Raw genomic sequence first — 16031 nt, 5'->3', positions numbered from 1 at the left:
GGCAGGTGGGTGGCGGTGGCGAGATCAGACGGAAACTCCGCCGAAATCCAAGGCTGGTTGATTTCCAGTGTTCCGGCTTTCCCCGGAACGACCGCATGTGACCGAAGGAACAAGACAACAGTGAGTAAGAGCAAGATCCGGCTGCGCGCAGGGGGAGCGAGCTCCGCGGCCATGATGGCAGTGGTCCTCGCCATCGCCCCCGCGAGCGCCGCCACGGCCGCCCCCGGTGACGTCGAAGACACGATCGCGGCAGCACTGGATGCACGCGGCATCCCCGGAGCCCAGGTCGTCCACCGCGTCGGCACCACGACGGAGAGCTACACGTTCGGGGTGCAGAGCACCGCCACCGGAGTTCCGGTCGCCGAAGACACGCTTTTCCAGGCGGCGTCGCTGAGCAAGGTGGTGGGAGCGTACGAATTCCTCAAGCGCGTGGACGCAGGTCAGATCGACCTCGACACTCCGCTGTGGGACTACTACCCCTCACCCCGCATCGCCGACAGCGCCGCAGCTCAGACGGTGACCGCCCGGATGGTCCTGAACCACACGACCGGATTCCCCAACTGGGCCGGCGCGGTCAACTCCGAGACGACGCTGCTCGTGCCCGGCACGACGCCGGGCACGTCGTTCAGCTACTCGGGTGACGGGTTCTTCCTCCTGCAGAGCGTCATCGAGCACCTCGATGGCCGCCCGTTCGACCAGATCCTGCACGACGAGGTCTTCGTGCCCTTCGGGATGACGAACACGACGCTGTCGTACCGCGCGGCCGATGCTCCCCGCACGATCGTCGGGCACGACGCATCCGGCACCCCCGGGGCGATGAGCACCTACACGCGCGGGAACACCGCGTACACGCTCCAGACCACCGGGCTGGATTACACGACCTTCCTGCAGCGTGCCGTCATCAACGGGGAGGGCCTCTCGCCCGCACTGCACGAGGAGTGGCTCGCCCCCTCCTCCGACGCCGTGCGAGACGCCGCCAACCCGGCCAACCCCTTCATCGACTGGGGCCTCGGCATCGGGCTGGAAGACAGCGAGCTCGGACAGGGCGTGTGGCACTGGGGTGACAACGGCTCGCGAAAGGCCTTCTTCCTCGCCTTCCCGGATCGCGACGAGAGCGTCGTCATGTTCTGGAACAGCAGCGAAGGACAGCGCTCCGCCGGCGACATCCTCCGTGCCTTCTACGGCGACATCACCTTCTCCGCGCTGACCTGGGTCGGCGGATACGATCCGACCCCCGCCCCGTCGGTGCCCGTCTCGACCGGCTGGCCCGAGCTCGAGGCCGCGATCACCCCCATCATCGACGAGGCGACCGCCGCGGGCGTCGACCTCGGGGTGGCGATCGAGGATCTCTCCGGTTACTACGACGGCCGGTCGCTGTTCGCCGGCAAGCAGGACCGGTCCACCACCGCCAGCACCATCAAGATGGCGCTCGCCGTCACCGTGATGCAACAGGTCGAAGCCGGGATGCTGACTCTCGACGACATCCGCACGATCCTTCCCGAGGAGCGCTACGAAGGCAGCGGCATCCTGAAAGACGGCACCTTCCCCCAGGACGTGTCGATCGGGCGGATGCTGGACCTCATGATCACGGTGAGCGACAACACCGCCACCAACAAGCTCGTGGATGTCGTCGGCGGTTTCGGCCCCATCAACGCGACGATCGAGTCGGCCGGCGTTCCGCGCACCGACCTGCACTTCGGGCGCAAGATGTTCGGTGGAATCGTGCCGCCCGACGGCGACCTCTGGCTCACGCCCTCGGGCATGAACGAGCTGCTCACGCGGATCTACGAAGCGGCGAACACGTCGCCGACCGCTCGCGCGACGTCGTTCCTGTCGGCGGCGTCGGCCGAGCACATCATCGATCTGATGCTCGCGCAGCAGGTGAAGACCAAGCTCGGTGCGACCGTTCCGGCCGGGATCCTGGCCCACAAGACGGGCGAGAACGCCGAGGTCAGCCACGACGTCGGCATGGTGCTCCTGCCCGGGCAGGAGATCACCCTGTCGGTGTTCTCGACCGTGCGGCCGGGTTTCACCGGCGATGTGCAGGCCGTCGCCAACCCGTTCCTCCAGCGCATCGGAACCGCCGTGCACGACTACCTGCTCGCGACGGCACCGACCGCCGGGACGCCGACGACCCCGGGAACGCCGACGACGCCGGCGACCCCGGGAACGCCGGGTGCTCCCGCCGCGCCGGGTGACCCGGCCGGGATCGCGGCGGGCTCCGGTGACCCTCGGAACGCCGGGGGTGCCCTCGCGAACAGCGGCCGCGACGGGAGTGTGGATCAGTTGGCGCTCACCGCAGGGATCGCGATGCTCGCCATGCTCGCCGGAGCGGCCGCGGTGCTGCGCGCCCGTCGCCGGCGCGCCCGGGTCTGATAGCAGCCGGGGCATCACGCCGAGCCCGGGGCGACCTGTCGTCCCGGGCTCGGCGCACCTGGCGGATGCGTCAGCTGCGGTGGCCGCCCGGCTCCGGGTCGAGAGGCTGGGTCGATGCCCGCCGCCGGCGGATCTCCTCTTCGAGCGCGGCGATCTCGATCTCGCGTTCGAGGGCGGCGAGCTGCGCCTCGGTGGAGTGCGGGGTGGATGGCGGGGACGGCTGGGCCGCCGCATCCGCCGCCCACCGGCGCGGGTCGCCGAAGCTCATCGGTTCGCGGCGGCTTCCCCACTCTCGCCCGACAGTGAACCACAGGATGGAGCCGATGACGGGGAGCAGGACGATGAGCAGCACCCACCCGAACTTGGGGAGGTGATTCACCTGGTCGTCACGGCGGCTGATGACGTCGATGAGCGCGATCACCAGGAGCGCGAAGAGCAGCAGGGGCAGCAGCAGCACGGTCATAGCGTGGCGGAACTCGCCCTTGCGCCGCAACGAAAACGTGGCGGAGGCGCGGAGCTCTAGAAGGGCGGCGGGTCGCCGTCGGGGATGAACATCACCCGTGGTGGTGGCTCGTCGGTGTAGACGTTGCCGAGGGGACTGGTGAACTCGAGGGAGCCGTCGCCGAGCTGCCGCACGGTCCAGGCGGTCTCCGTCTTGAGGGTGTGATGTCGCGTGCACAGGTGGGCGAGGTTGCCGATCGCGGTCGGGCCGCCCTCGTGGTGCTCGTGATTGTGGTCCACCTGACATCGGTGCGCGGGCTGGCGGCATCCGAATCCGCGGCAGTGCTGGTCGCGGGCACGGAGGAACCGCTGCTGGTCGGCGCGTGGCGTGTAGCGGTCGACTTCGAGGACCGTGCCGGTGATGGGATCGCACATCACCCGGTCCCACCCCGGTGCGTCGCCGGCGAGGCGCCGGGCGGTTTCAGGATCGATGGGGATCTGTCCGTGGAGACTTGCTCCCGAGTCGGTCTTGCCCGCGAGGGTCAGTACCGGCACGACCACCTGTACATGCGCCCGGATCGCGCCGAGCCCGCCGGCGCTGCGGTCGGTCACCGGATCGATGGCCGGAGCGCCGGTCAGCAGCATGTCGGCGACGAGGTCCGCGCCGATCTGCGCCATGGTGCGGGTGTCGTCGATCACCTCGGCGGGCGCGGTCTCGGCAGCTTCCCCGAAAGGCAGAGACATGAGGCCGTCGCGCAGCGAGTCCGCCGCATCCGTCGCGGTAGCAGCATCCGGGGCCGGCCCGTCGTCGGCGGCCGCCGCTTGGTCGGCGGCGCGGCGGGCGCGCTCGGCGTTGGCGGCGTCGCGGATGATGCGGGCCTGCTGGCGGATGCGGTCGCGGATGCCGTAGGCGAGGGCGGCGGGGAGTCGTACCTGGAGGAGCGCCATGCCGTCGTCGAGGTCGACGATGCTCACCCCGCGGGTCTCGCACGCCTCGGCGTGGCGTTCGGACATGCTCACGGGATTGACCGCCTCGGCCAGCTGCCGCGCGAATGCGCGCGTGCGGCCCGGGGTCTCGCGTGCCGCACGGTCGAGCACGGTGTGCTCCCACGCCTCGCGGACATCGACGTTGTCGATGGATGCGCCCACTTCGAGGATCACGTCGGCATGCCGCTTGGAGATGCGGGCTTCTTCGAGCGCGGTGAGCGTCGCGGCGAAGCAGGTGACGAACGCGTACGCGTCGTTGAGCTCCTTCTGCGCGGTGAGGTCGTGCACGTGCGTGGCGAAGGCCACTTCGGCCGCGAGCGACCGCATCGGCATCTCCCGCTCCCGCGAGGCCCGTGAGGTCATCCGTTCCATCTCGTCCAGCGCGATTGCGGCCAGCTCCGCCTGGTGGCGGATGAGGGCCGCCTGCGCGCGGGCAATGGCCGCTTTCTCTTCGAGCACCCCCGCCAGCCCGGCATGCATCCGGATGGCGTCGTCGGGCCTGAATTCACCAGGCCGGGGGTTGTTCTCCATGACCCGAAGCTACTCGGGGGTTCCGACATTCCCGGGCCGATCGCGAGGGGACCAGGAGAGCTCGTTGATAAGGCAAAGAAAGAGGGCATCGTAGAACGCATGGCCGTCGGTCGACAGGCGCAATATGTGCCCAATTGTGCTGCCGACCGCTAGGACATGTCGAGGGTGCGTGGGGCCTATCTTGCGAGCGCAGGAAGACCTTACTCGCGCGCAACAGTTCGAGCAGCGACCCCGGATAGGCTTCCTCCGAGCATCGGGGGATAATGACTGAGATTGTCACGCAGAGCAAGCGCGGGCGGATCGAGTACATCGACGGCATTCGGGGCGTCGGAGCGCTCATGGTCGCAGTGCAGCACCCTTTCGAGCGTGCCTTCCCGGCCTATCTGGAATGGTCCGCGCAGTATGTGAGCCTCGGCCGGGTCGGTATCGTAGCGTTCTTCCTCGTCAGCGGATATGTGGTCGGCTTGACGCTATCCGGACAGACCGCGAGGACCTTCACCGTGCGTCGTTTCTGGCGGCTCTACCCCACTTACTGGCTCGCGACCATCGCGTACGTCGTCGCTGCAGTCGCGACGGGTGAAGCGCAACTCGACTACTCCATCTTCGTCATTGCCGTCAACATCACAATGATCCAGGGGTTCGTCGGCATGACAAGCATCTTGGGCGTCGGGTGGACGCTCGGAATCGAGATCGCCTTCTACGCGCAGTCGGTCCTCGGGAAGCTCACACGACTCTTGGACAAGACCGTTTGGCTCGGACTTGCCTGGCTTGGCCTGTTCGTCGCGATGGGCATCGGAAACTTCGCCTTCGGAACGGACTTCTCGGCGGTCATGCCGCTGATGATGTACACGGGCAGCGTCGGCTTCGCGCTCTACCTCCGGGAGCGCAATCGATCTCGCGCGCTGACTACGCTCGTAATCGTTGGCCTAACCATCATGCCGGTCGCCGCCTGGCTCGTCGAAGGCGACTCTCGCGGCACAAGCGGAACAGTCATGTCGTTCCTCATTTCGTACTACGCGGGGGCCGCCGTGTTCGCAGTTTCCTACGCCCTCCGTTCCCGCGAGACCCCGAAATTGTTGCTCTCGCTCGGAGCGACCAGCTATGCACTGTATTTGTTTCACGAGGTCGTGATGGCTGCGCTTGCGCCACTGGTCGGCGCGCCCCTCCTGTACGTGCCGCTCAACGTCACCGCGTCGCTGGCGATCGCATGGGCGATTCACTTGCTCGTCGAGAAACCGTCAATCACGCGAGGGCGGAAGCTGACTCCGACGCGGCGAGAGCAAACCGTCCTCGTAGAGTGAGCCGCTGTGGCCGAAAGACAGTTACGTCGGCCACAGCAGTGAGATTGGAATGCTCACCTCTAGCAGGTCCCCATGACGCTGATGATCGTCTCCGCCGTGTCTTCGTCGCTGCGTTGTTGGCGCTTGTCGGCGCACGGTCATACCGCTCCGGTACGAGTACGCGCCAGTCCGCGAGGCGCGCCCTGCGGATCCAACGCGTGCAGCCGCACGTCCCTGGTAGCTGGCGCGTTTCGAGACACGCCGTATCCGGTGCGAGTGGCTCGCTAGCCCGCCCGGTACCCGGTTCGGAGTGATTGTTGGCGGTGGGTTCGGGGTAGCCGCGGTCGCCTTGTTGTACTTCTCTCCGTGGCCAAACTGATATCTCCTGGCTGAACGCCGCGCGAGAGGAAGGCCACGCTGAGCGCGATGATGACACCGGCCAAGAGTCGTCCCAGGTCGGCCATCGGCGAGAACAAGAGATCCCAGAACGCCATCAGCATCAGGAAGATCCCGCCCATCCCGAGCGTCGCAGCGGTTGCGCTTGAGTCGCGGATGCCGCGGAGAAGGATGACGGCGAGGAGAATGGCGACAGCGATACCAGCGAGTCCAAAATGGAACCAGAGGTTGGCGGCCGTGGAGTGCAGGTCGACGCGGTCGCCGAGTACGACCTGACTGAAGTAGGCGGCCGTGTAATCACCGCCGGCTGCTTGCACGGCCCCGATCGCCCCGCCAGCGTCAGACGGCGAGGGTTGCACGCCGATGCCGAACCCGAGGGGGCGCTGCTGTAGCAACTCAATGGTGGCCGCCCACTCGGCGCGGACGCCGAAGATCAGGTTTCCTCGGCTTAGCTGGTCGAGGGTGCGCGCCTGGGTGGCCGCGCCGGCAATACCCGAGGTCAGCAGCCGCGGTGCGATGAGCAGCGCAGCGCCAATCCCAGCGGCGAGGGCCGCGGCACGCCAGAACGCGCGTCGCCGGACGCCCTTGGCCGAGAGGATCACCTGAACAATCAGTGCCGCTACGGCAGCCACCGCCATCGAGCGCGCATCGCTGAGGAAGCTGGCGATGACGACGAGGAAGAGCGCGGCGAACGATAGGAAGGCATGTCGGGCGAGGAGGATGAGGAGGAAGCCGGTCACAAAGATGCCGAGCGTGCCCTTCCAGGCAAACCCTGCGTTGAGGAGCGTGCTGACGATCCCACCGCCGAGCATCAAGAGAATGGCGGTCCGCGGGCGTATCCGCTTCATGGACCACATCGCAGCAGCGGGAAGTAGCGGGATGGCGACGATCCACAGCGCCACCGACGCCCATGTGTCGAACCTCGGCGCCGGGAGGCCCGAGCTCACCGAGACCCAGAGCGATATGCCACCTGTCGCAACGGCGGCCGCGGTCCAAAAAGAGAGGCGGCGGATCGCCTTACCTGCGGTGGAGAGCATCGGAATCGCCAGAAACAGTGCTGGCGGGACGGAGGCAGGGACGAGGGAGAGGCCCGGGAGGTGCACGAGCAGCAGGGACATAAATACCCCAGCGAGCAGACGCTCGCTCGCTGCGACTTCCCTTACTACGGGATCCGCGGCGGGCGAGGTCATATCCCGATGCTATCTGCTGGGCTTCTCGTGCCGGTCCCCGTCGCGAGGTGGGAGGATAACTGTGGGAGTGCTGACGAATACGGTGGCGAATGTCACCGCGGACATGCTGTGCCCAGGTCTGTTTGCACCGCCTGAAACGAACCGAACTGGACTGTTGTCCAAGCAACGGGATCCGCTTTCGCGCCTCCGCAACTCCGACCCTCGACCGTGTCACGTCCCCGTTTCACGCCTTGTTCGTCCGTGACACGGCTGCAACTGCTTCTGCAACGTCATCGGTGAACACCGAAGTCGGTCGCGATCTGCTCGATCGTGGCTCTGGGCTCGCGGTACCTGGCGACGCGCGACGTCGTCACGGAACTAGCTCGGTTAGGGCTTGGGTGCGATGGCATCCCCCAGGGCCCACCCTCCCAGGCAGGCAGCGCCTGACCTCGAGCGCTCCCAACACGACCGCGGGTGGTTGACGCTGCGCCGGTTGGGCCTCGTAGCGTGAGGGTTACCAAGGGTTCGCGATCAAGATAACGTGTGTGCGTTCGGGTGTGGGACCCGGACGGGTGGGAACAACGATGTTCGCTCTATTAGGTAGGGGACTCCGCCGGGGCGCGTGGTGGGTTGTTGAGCGGGTGATCCTGTTAATTATTCTTGCGTACGGTGAAGTCGCTCTACATTGGCCCGCAGTGGTCAGGGCGCGGCCGGGGGAGCGCTGAGGCTAAGGCCACCCGCCAGGGAGGCGGCCTCGTTGCGACCATTACGAAGGTCGGGGTGGGGGCACATGGCGAAAGTCATGAACCTCCGGAGGGAGCTTGGCAGCGTGAAGCAAGTCCAGCGTGCACCACACGAGGCGCCACACGTACTGCTCTTGTGAGAGCCCTCGCTCGAAGAGACGCGCACGTAGTTCTGGGCTCGCATCTTGAACCTCCGTGCTTAGGGCGTCCCCAATCGACCGCGCAAGTTCATGCGCGTCGCCGGGGGGTGTTAACAGACAACCTGGGCCTGACACATAGTCGGAGATGCCGCCGGTATCACTTGCCACGAGAGGCACTCCGGATGCCATTGCCTCCATTGCGACGGTGATGCCCGAGGCATGGAGATTCTCGACTAAGGGCACTACCGCGACGTTCGCTTCCGCATACGACGCAAGCACGTCGGTGGTGACCGAGTGCCGTCTCAGGTCCACGTTGCGCGGCCAACGAACATTCAAGGCCGCCGCGGCACTGGAGTGCACAATGAAGTCGACATCCTCCATCTGGCGCGCGGCCGCCGCGAGTGTAGCCCAGTCGCGGTGCTTATCGTTTCCCACAGCGACTACGACTGGCCGGCGGTCCTGCCTGCCAATTCGCTTCACAGTGGGCAGTTCAGTGCCGAACGGCACGATGCTGACGACTCGGTTCGGAACGGCTGCCACCGAAACCATGTGGTTCGCACGGCTGAGCACCAGCTCCTTGTCGTGGCGGCGCAGCAGTCGAGCGAGAAGGGCTCGCCGCAGCCGGGAGTAGCTCCCCCACGAGTCCCACAGCCAAACGGTCTGAGCGAGCGTCACGAACGACGGTCTGCTCAATCGCAATGCCTTTAGCGCTGCTACAGCGAGGTGCTCGAACTCGGTGTGTGTCCACACCGCGTCCGCCTCATATATGGCACGTCGGTTATGCCAAGCGTGCATGAGGTCAAAGCCGAGGACCCTTCTAAGTGCCCTGCGGGCGAATCGGCCCGTGCGCGAATCCTGGCGGTCTCGCGACCAATGCAAATCAAACCACTTGGCAGCTCGTCCGTACCCGTAGGGAGATTCCTCCCACGCAACGCCAGCCTCCCGCATGCTTTCCCACGCCGTTTCGCCTAACCCATGCCGCAGGAAGACGAAAACGCGGGGCTTTGGCTCGTGTGCCGATGTCGGGGAACTCATGGAGGGCGTGACCGAGGTCTACTTCCTGACCGGGAGGGGGGCGTCGCGGGCGACGCTCCTGCGTGCGCGCCAACAGTGTTCACATACTAGTGCGAACTCCCGTAACAAAGCGTCCGTTAGGCTCGTCCGGTGTCAAGAGTGAGCAACTGGGTTCAGAACAGTCAAGTTCCGGTTCTTGGGACGGTAGGACGATCTCTTCTCTCGCGACTCCGGATCTACCGCGAGTACACGGTCGATCGAAGGGCATACGTCAGATCCAGTTCGTGGACAGCGCCCAGGAGGCAGCTCGCGGCGCAACGGCAACGAGATCTCACCTTCTGGTACCACCAAGTTGAGAAGGCACTCACTTTCCCAGAGGTGCGGCGACCCTTCGGCGCCGCTGCTGAAGCGAACTTGAACCGAATTCTGAGCGAGGCTGGGGTCGAGGACGTCGATCCGGTCGTCCGCGAGTCGGCCTCCAGGGCCCGTGAGGCGCTCGCCCTCTGGAACGACCGCGGCATCATCAGCGAAGCGGCCTCCCCACTCATCGATTCGACGGCCCCTCTTGGGCCCGCCCCCGAGTTCTTCCTGACTCGCAGTTCGTGCCGCAACTTCGACCCGAATAGGAAGATCGATCGCCAGGAGGTCCGATCGATCGTAGCCCTCGCCCAGCGGTCCCCTTCGGTGTGCAACCGTCAAGGTGCACGAGTTCACTATCTCAGTGACCGTGCTGACATAGCGGCCGCTCTCGCCTTGCAAAGCGGGAACCGCGGCTTTGGTCAGACGGTTTCTCATCTAGCAATCGTGACCGCGGACCGCCGCGCCTTCAGCGAATCGACGGAGCGGAACCAAGGATGGATCGATGGAGCTCTCTTCGCTATGACCTTCGTTTGGGCACTACATGCACACGCTATTGCTTCGTGCATGCTCAACTGGTCTATGGGGGTCACGGCGACTAGGAAGCTTCGCGCCACGGTCGGCATCCCGGAGCACGAGGATGTCATTTGCATGATCGCATTCGGCTACCCCGCGCCCAACTCGAGGCGCGCGCGCTCCGAGCGGCTTGATCTCGACGCTGTCCTGACTGAGCACTGAGGCCGCAAGAAGAAATGAATGCACCTAAGGTCTCTCTCATCACGCTCCACCGAGTCAAGAATTACGGGTCAGTCCTGCAGGCCTTCGCCACTCAGGAGCTATTGCGTCAAACTGGTGCTCAGGTTGAAGTCGTAGACTACTGGCGGCCTGATCTGGCCGACGGCGTAGATGACTACTTCGACCGTTCGCGGTGGGCACGCTATCCGTTCATGCGCCTTCCCTTCCGCGCGCTTAAGTCACGGTGGGTAAAGCGGAACCGGATTGTCTTCAACGACTTCATCGAGGAGTCCTTCTCCCTTTCGGGGACGAGGTACATGTCGCCGATCGAACTCGAGCGAAATCCTCCCGTGGCGGATGTTTTCTGCGTGGGCAGTGATCAAGTATGGAACGGCGACTATAACGTTGGTGGCTCTATGCCGTTCTTTCTCACGTTCGCTCCGGCTAGTGCACGCCGGATCTCTTTCTCGTCGTCGTTCGGGCGTAGCAACCTTGACGACGCGACGAGCGCGCTGGCCAGGGCAGAACTCCCCAAATTCGCCGCAGTGTCTGTGCGCGAACGTTCAGGTGTGGAGATGCTCGCCGAGATGGGAGTCGAAAGCACGCACACGCTCGACCCCGTCCTTGCGGTAAACCCCTGCTTCTGGAGGGATTTCGCGACCGCGCCGAAAGACAACAGCCGTCGGCTGGTCGTCTACCAACTCAACCAGAGCCCGCAGTTTGATGCGGTGGTAGCACGAGCAGAGAAGAAGTTGGGAGTGCAGGCCACCCGAATTGATATCCGGGGCTCGAGACCTTCGAGTAGACACCGGGTAACGCAGCCGACGCTGCGTGAGTGGGTGTCGTTGTTCCGCCATTCTGAATATGTGATAACGGACTCGTTTCATGGGACTGCGTTCAGCTTGATCTTCAATGTTCCGTTCTCCGTTGTGCTGCCCGGAACATACGGCGACCGGTTACGGAGTGTGCTCGAAGTAGCCGGACTGGCCGACCGTTTGGTCAGTGACGGAGTCTCTTGTGACTCGTCGGCAATAAACTGGTCGCTCGTAAACTCGCGATTGGACGCGGCCCGAGGAGCGTCTAGGGAGTATCTTGACCGGGCGGTCAATGCTCTCCGAGGCCAGCGGTGAGTCCTTCTCTATCCAGACGGGGTTAGTCGATGGGGACGGGCGAACACAGCGCGCGCGCGGGCGTCTTGACGAGCGCCATTACAGGGTCCTCGTCACTGCTTGCCGGCTTGCTACTCTTGCCGCTGATCCTGGCCACGGTGGGAAGCGGTCCCTACGGCGTATGGCTCGTGCTCTTCACGGCTGTGGCACTGTCGCAGTACTCGGATCTCGGGGTCGGCGCCGCCATCGTGTTCTTCTCCGCCCAATCGCGAGCGGGCAACGCCAAGGGGGCGCCCGCGCGCTTCCTCTCTGCGGGCCTGCTCTGGAACAGCAGCGCCTGCTTGCTCCTCATCCCGCTGTATTTCGTCCTAGCGCTGCTATACGTCACATCTGATGAAGTCGCCCAAGCGTTGCCGGAGTCGGACGGCTTCTGGCTCGCGGTGCTGGCGACCTGCGCACTCCTATCGATTCTCCTACGGCCATTCATGTCAACGTTGGTGGGCGCCGGACTGATGCCCGTTGACCAGCGTAATCAGCTGATCGGGACGCTGGTGCGCGTGCTCGGGACGTTGGCGGTGTGCCTTCTTGCGCCGAGTGCTGTCGCGCTCGCCATGGTCGAAGTGGCATGGGTCGTTTTGCCGGGGGTACTCGCACTATTCTCGTCTGCTCGCCGCGGGCTGGTGCGCATTCGCTGGGACTCTCAGGCCCGCACCACGTTGACCATGATGCTCCGGTATAGCGTCAGGTCCTTTGGGGCGTCGCTGATGGGGGCCATTACATTGCAGTCAGGAGTCATCATCGCGGGGCTCCTTCTCGGGCCCAGTGCCGCCTCGTACTACTCAGCAGCCTTCAGGGTATACACGGCGGCGCGCCAGGTTCTTAGCTGGCTCATTGAACCGTTCCGATCCGCGCTCAGCCGTCTTTACCTGTCCGACCCTCAAGTCGCACAGCGCACGCTTCTTGCGCTCTGCTTCCTGGTGACCGCTGCGGCGTCCGTAATCTCAGTAACCGGCCTTCTTGCGGCTCCGTGGCTCATCCCGGCGTGGCTGGGGGACAGCGCGCCCGTGACGACGGTCTCCTGGACCCTTACCGCGTTTTTGGCCGGTCTTGCGGTCAACTCCCTGTACATCCCCCTCGCCATGGCGGCAGACTCCCGCGGTATCCCGGGCCTTTACCTAGTGAGTAATGCAGTGTGGATGGTAAGCGCCATTTGCCTTTCCGTCGTCTTGGCGGGACAGCTCGGCATAGTAGGCATCGCCGTCGGTTTGAGCGCGCCGCTAATCATCGTCGTGCCGCTCAACATCGTAATAGCGCGTCGACGACTCGGGTTGTCCCTTCGGAGCTGGGTAGAGGTGTGCGCGCGCCCCGTTCTTGTTCTCGTGCTTCCACCGGCGGTCCTCGTTGCGATGGTAAGTGCTGTTCTGAACCGGTCCTTCGGGGGTGAAAATCTTCCCGTCATCGTCGCGGGTGTCTACGTCCTACTTCAAGCTTTGACAGCGATAATCCTTCGCCGACACCTACCTTTTGACCAGGTGAGAGATCTCGCGCGGGCACGGCTTTGACGTATGCCTCGCCGCGCGCCTCGCCTCGGTTGGTTAGCGACCCGCCGAGAGGGCTGCGCGTGCGTACGCTGTGAAACGCATTCGGTCGTGCACACGGGCCTCGCGGGACGCCGCGGGACGGAGAGCAGTGGCAATTGCTCGAGTGGCAAAGCCGCCGCCGACAATGAGGCGCCACAGTGCGCTGCGGGCCCACCCAGCGGCGTAGTGGCTGCGGTACAGGTCAAAGAGATTCTCGAGCCACACCGTCTTGATTTGCAGTTCGCCTGCGCTGCTTTCGCCAACGGCGTGGTGCGCCATAAGCCCTGGCGCCATGACCACTCGCCAGCCAGCGTCTCGCGCCCGCAGGCAAAACTCGACATCCTCCGCGTACATGAACCAGCGTTCGCTTAGCCCGCCAAGCTCGGACCACACCCTTCGACGAATGAACATGCAGCCGCCGCTGACCCAATCCACGTCAAGGAGACCGTCTTTCGGCATCGCATTTCTCAGGAGGTAGTGCCCGCGAAGGAGAGGAAGCCAGCGCGCGAGTCGGGAGAGGCCAGTTGCGTGGGTGAGCATTCTCCAGATGGTCGGAGGAAAGCCGCCGGCCGCAGTAGATAGCGTGCCGTCGCCCTCCACAACTTGCGGGCTGAGGATCCCGATGTTCTTGTTCAGTTGGAGGGCGTTCACCGCGCCGGAAATAGAGTCGTTTCCAATTACCGCGTCGGGATTCAACAGGAGAACATACTCAGCATCCGCGCTAGCGATTCCGGCATTCACGGCAACCGCGAAGCCGTCGTTGGAATCGCGCTCGATCAGATCAGCTGAAGGGCGGGTAGCCCGGACGACGTCGAGTGTGTCGTCGCTCGAAGCGTTGTCCACGATAACCAAACGGGCGTCGGGCGGCAGCGCGTGAATCGCATCGCGAATGACATGGCTGCTGTTGTAGGTGACTATGACGACCGCGAACGAGTCGACTCCGATTGGTTCAGTCATTCTGCTGGCCTCTCCCGGAGGTGCGAAGGACGGCAGCCCTCATAAGCCCCGCAGCGCGCTCCCAAGCGTTCTCCGGGTGTTCGTCATTCGGCAACGAGAAGAGGCGGACCTTGTCAATGGCTCGGGCCACGGCGTCGGGGGAGTCCGGGTCAACAAAGACCCCGCTCTCCCCGACGACCTCCCGCATCACGGCAATATCGGAGGCGATCACAGGCGTTCCAAAATACTGAGATTCGACGGGCGGTAATCCGAAGCCTTCGTCCCTTGAGAGGAACAGTAGGAAGTCGGCGTTTTCGTACGTCCAACGGAGTTCGGCGTCGGAAATGTGTCCCAAGAAGATCAGCCGTCCGTCATTTATGCCGTTGCGTACAGAGGGTGGCAGCTCTGCACCGACGCCTGAATACCCAGAGCTTCCCACAATCACGAGCGGACGGTCGCTTGTGATTCGTTGCGATCGGAGCGCGCCCTCCAGGGCAACCCCGAGGTTCTTTCGTCGATTCAGCCTGCCCACTGACACGGCGAAGGCATCAACAGTGTCCAGCTGGCTGGGCCTCTGCGCTGGGCTTCGCGCTAGTTGGGTCGATACTCCCAAACCAACGGCGGCTACAGGGGCAAGCCGAGAGTGAAGTCGTTCGATGCGGAGGGATTCAGTGCGGGACGAGGTCGCGACGACGTGGGCTCGGTGTGCCATCAGTGCCATGGGAGAGAAGTAGAGGCGCTCCTTCCATGAGAACCACTCGGGATGCTCTTCGAATAGAAGGTCGTGAATGAACACCAGGGACTTACCGAAGAGTGGGGTGTAGTTGTGAGCGATCGCCACGTCGGCCCCGAGACGCTTCGCCAACACAGGAATTTCGAGGGAGTTAGCGAGAGCTTGGGGCGCGAGCCGAGTGTGAGTCAGCTTGATTCCTGTGGGCATTTCGATCGACGTCAGGTGCTTTCGTCTTACGGCCACGACGAGTTCGTCGCCCGGGAACGCCCGATGCCAGCCGAGGACGAATTCACGCATCACGGTCTGGTTCGCGGTCGGCCCTTTCGCCCACCAAAATCCGTCAAAGAGCACGCGCATTGATTAGCTTCCTCAGGGCTCGCTCATACGCCGCGCAGACCGATTCCCACGTGTAGAGTTCCGCACTCCGCGCGAGTGCGTTTTGACGGGCCAACGCTCGAGAATGGGGTGATGTAATCATGGCTTCCAAACCCGCTGCGATCGCGTGCGGGGTTGGCTCCACGAAGACGCCGGCATCGCCGAGGACTTCGCGATTGTAAATTGTGTCGCGCGCGACGATCGGTGCACCGCAGGCCATCGCCTGAACCAGTGCCGGGTTGGTGCCTCCCACGCTGTGACCGTGGAAGTACACGCCGGCGTTACGCAGGAGTGCGAATAGCAAGGTGTCGTCGCTGACGTGTCCCAACCAGTGGACGTTGGGCTCCGAATCGACGAGCGCCTGCGCCCGGGCGTCCAGATCCCCCCCGTAGCCGGTAGAGCCCACTATGACGACGGGGTGATTCTTGGCGAGGATTGTCGCTGCTTCCAAGAATTCCGGAATGGTGTTTTCAGGAACGAAACGCGCGACTGCGAGTGCATATGTGCCAGCAGCGAACTGCGGCACAGGCTCAAGCTCGCCCGGCGCAGTCCCCCCATAGGGGATGAACACGCCATCTCGACCAAATTCTGACCTCCAGCGGTCGCCGATGGCTTTCGCGTCAAAGACGAGTTCGGTACCGTATCGCGCCGTGAGTTTGGCGCCGACGCGAAACATCGATTTTGCGAGCCGCCCCCATTTCTGTCGCTCCCACTCGATCCCGTCGACGTTGACAAGCGTTGGGATGTTCTTCGCGCTGAGCAAGGGAAGGAAGAACCCGTTCGCCACATTCATTACGAGGGCGGCGCTCGGAGGTCGCCGTATGGCCGCGTCCCATGATGCGGTTAGCCCGTAGCTCAAGGTGCTGAGTGAACTTGACTCGACGCCCCTCGTCAATACGCTCTGGACGCGTTCGTCGCGCGCCGAATCCTCAGGTTTCGTGGCTCCCCGGCGCCCATACACAGTGACATCCCAGCCGGACTCCGCCAAGTACGGAGCCAAGTGGCGAACTGCCGTCTCGAAGCCGCCATAGTAGCTGGGGTACCCGCGTGTACCAATGATCGCGACGGACGGCCGTGTAGAGGGTTGCATTACGTGTCTTTCGTCGGGCGGGCGGTGTGAGGAGGGAAG

At 64.3% G+C, this 16031-nt stretch carries 11 protein-coding genes; 5 read left to right on the top strand and 6 right to left on the bottom strand.

Features of this window, described 5'->3' with window-relative positions; translation table 11 throughout:
* Positions 1-120: 120 nt before the first annotated feature.
* Complete coding sequence (locus tag E4V99_RS03515; protein ID WP_167758065.1) at positions 121-2376, top strand: serine hydrolase; 2256 nt, start codon at positions 121-123, stop codon at positions 2374-2376.
* Between the two features lie 70 nt (positions 2377-2446).
* Here E4V99_RS03515 and E4V99_RS03510 read toward each other — a convergent pair whose 3' ends face one another.
* A complete protein-coding gene (locus tag E4V99_RS03510) occupies positions 2447-2839 on the bottom strand; it encodes a PLD nuclease N-terminal domain-containing protein (protein ID WP_209305581.1) in 393 nt (130 codons plus the stop codon).
* Positions 2840-2895: 56 nt separating this feature from the next.
* A complete protein-coding gene (locus tag E4V99_RS03505; protein ID WP_135116458.1) occupies positions 2896-4335 on the bottom strand; it encodes an HNH endonuclease signature motif containing protein in 1440 nt (479 codons plus the stop codon).
* A gap of 263 nt (positions 4336-4598) precedes the next feature.
* Here E4V99_RS03505 and E4V99_RS03500 point away from each other — a divergent pair, with 263 nt between their 5' ends.
* Positions 4599-5636 (top strand): acyltransferase, encoded by a 1038-nt coding sequence (locus E4V99_RS03500; protein WP_135116457.1) that lies wholly within the window; start codon positions 4599-4601, stop codon positions 5634-5636.
* 263 nt (positions 5637-5899) lie between these two features.
* Here E4V99_RS03500 and E4V99_RS03495 read toward each other — a convergent pair whose 3' ends face one another.
* Positions 5900-7201 (bottom strand): O-antigen ligase family protein, encoded by a 1302-nt coding sequence (locus E4V99_RS03495; RefSeq protein WP_135116456.1) that lies wholly within the window; start codon positions 7199-7201, stop codon positions 5900-5902.
* Between the two features lie 2035 nt (positions 7202-9236).
* On the opposite strand from E4V99_RS03495, the gene E4V99_RS03485 reads away from it, so the two are divergent.
* The 3 genes from E4V99_RS03485 (at position 9237) to E4V99_RS03475 (ending at position 12840) form a co-directional block, all read left to right on the top strand.
* A complete protein-coding gene (locus E4V99_RS03485; RefSeq protein ID WP_167758063.1) occupies positions 9237-10172 on the top strand; it encodes a nitroreductase family protein in 936 nt (311 codons plus the stop codon).
* A gap of 14 nt (positions 10173-10186) precedes the next feature.
* Positions 10187-11299: a polysaccharide pyruvyl transferase family protein gene (locus E4V99_RS03480; protein WP_135116453.1), complete on the top strand. Its 1113-nt coding sequence runs from the start codon at positions 10187-10189 to the stop codon at positions 11297-11299.
* 137 nt (positions 11300-11436) lie between these two features.
* Positions 11437-12840 carry an oligosaccharide flippase family protein gene (locus tag E4V99_RS03475; RefSeq protein ID WP_167758062.1) on the top strand — a complete coding sequence of 468 codons (1404 nt, stop codon included), beginning with the start codon at positions 11437-11439 and terminating at the stop codon, positions 12838-12840.
* A 33-nt stretch (positions 12841-12873) separates the two neighbouring features.
* Here the strand turns inward: E4V99_RS03475 and E4V99_RS03470 are convergent, their stop codons facing one another.
* Genes E4V99_RS03470 through E4V99_RS03460 form a run of 3 tightly spaced genes read right to left on the bottom strand, consistent with a single transcriptional unit; the run spans position 12874 to position 15992 of the window.
* Complete coding sequence (locus tag E4V99_RS03470; protein ID WP_135116451.1) at positions 12874-13815, bottom strand: glycosyltransferase family 2 protein; 942 nt, start codon at positions 13813-13815, stop codon at positions 12874-12876.
* Complete coding sequence (locus E4V99_RS03465; protein ID WP_167758061.1) at positions 13808-14824, bottom strand: glycosyltransferase family 1 protein; 1017 nt, start codon at positions 14822-14824, stop codon at positions 13808-13810. Before E4V99_RS03465 ends, E4V99_RS03470 begins: the two co-directional genes overlap by 8 nt.
* A gap of 43 nt (positions 14825-14867) precedes the next feature.
* Positions 14868-15992, bottom strand: coding sequence for a glycosyltransferase (locus tag E4V99_RS03460; RefSeq protein WP_135116449.1), 1125 nt, complete (start codon positions 15990-15992; stop codon positions 14868-14870).
* Positions 15993-16031 lie beyond the last annotated feature (39 nt).

This window comes from Microbacterium sp. dk485, assembly GCF_004570445.1.
Taxonomy (GTDB): Bacteria; Actinomycetota; Actinomycetes; order Actinomycetales; family Microbacteriaceae; genus Microbacterium; species Microbacterium wangchenii.
This window is presented reverse-complemented; position numbering and strand designations above follow the sequence as displayed.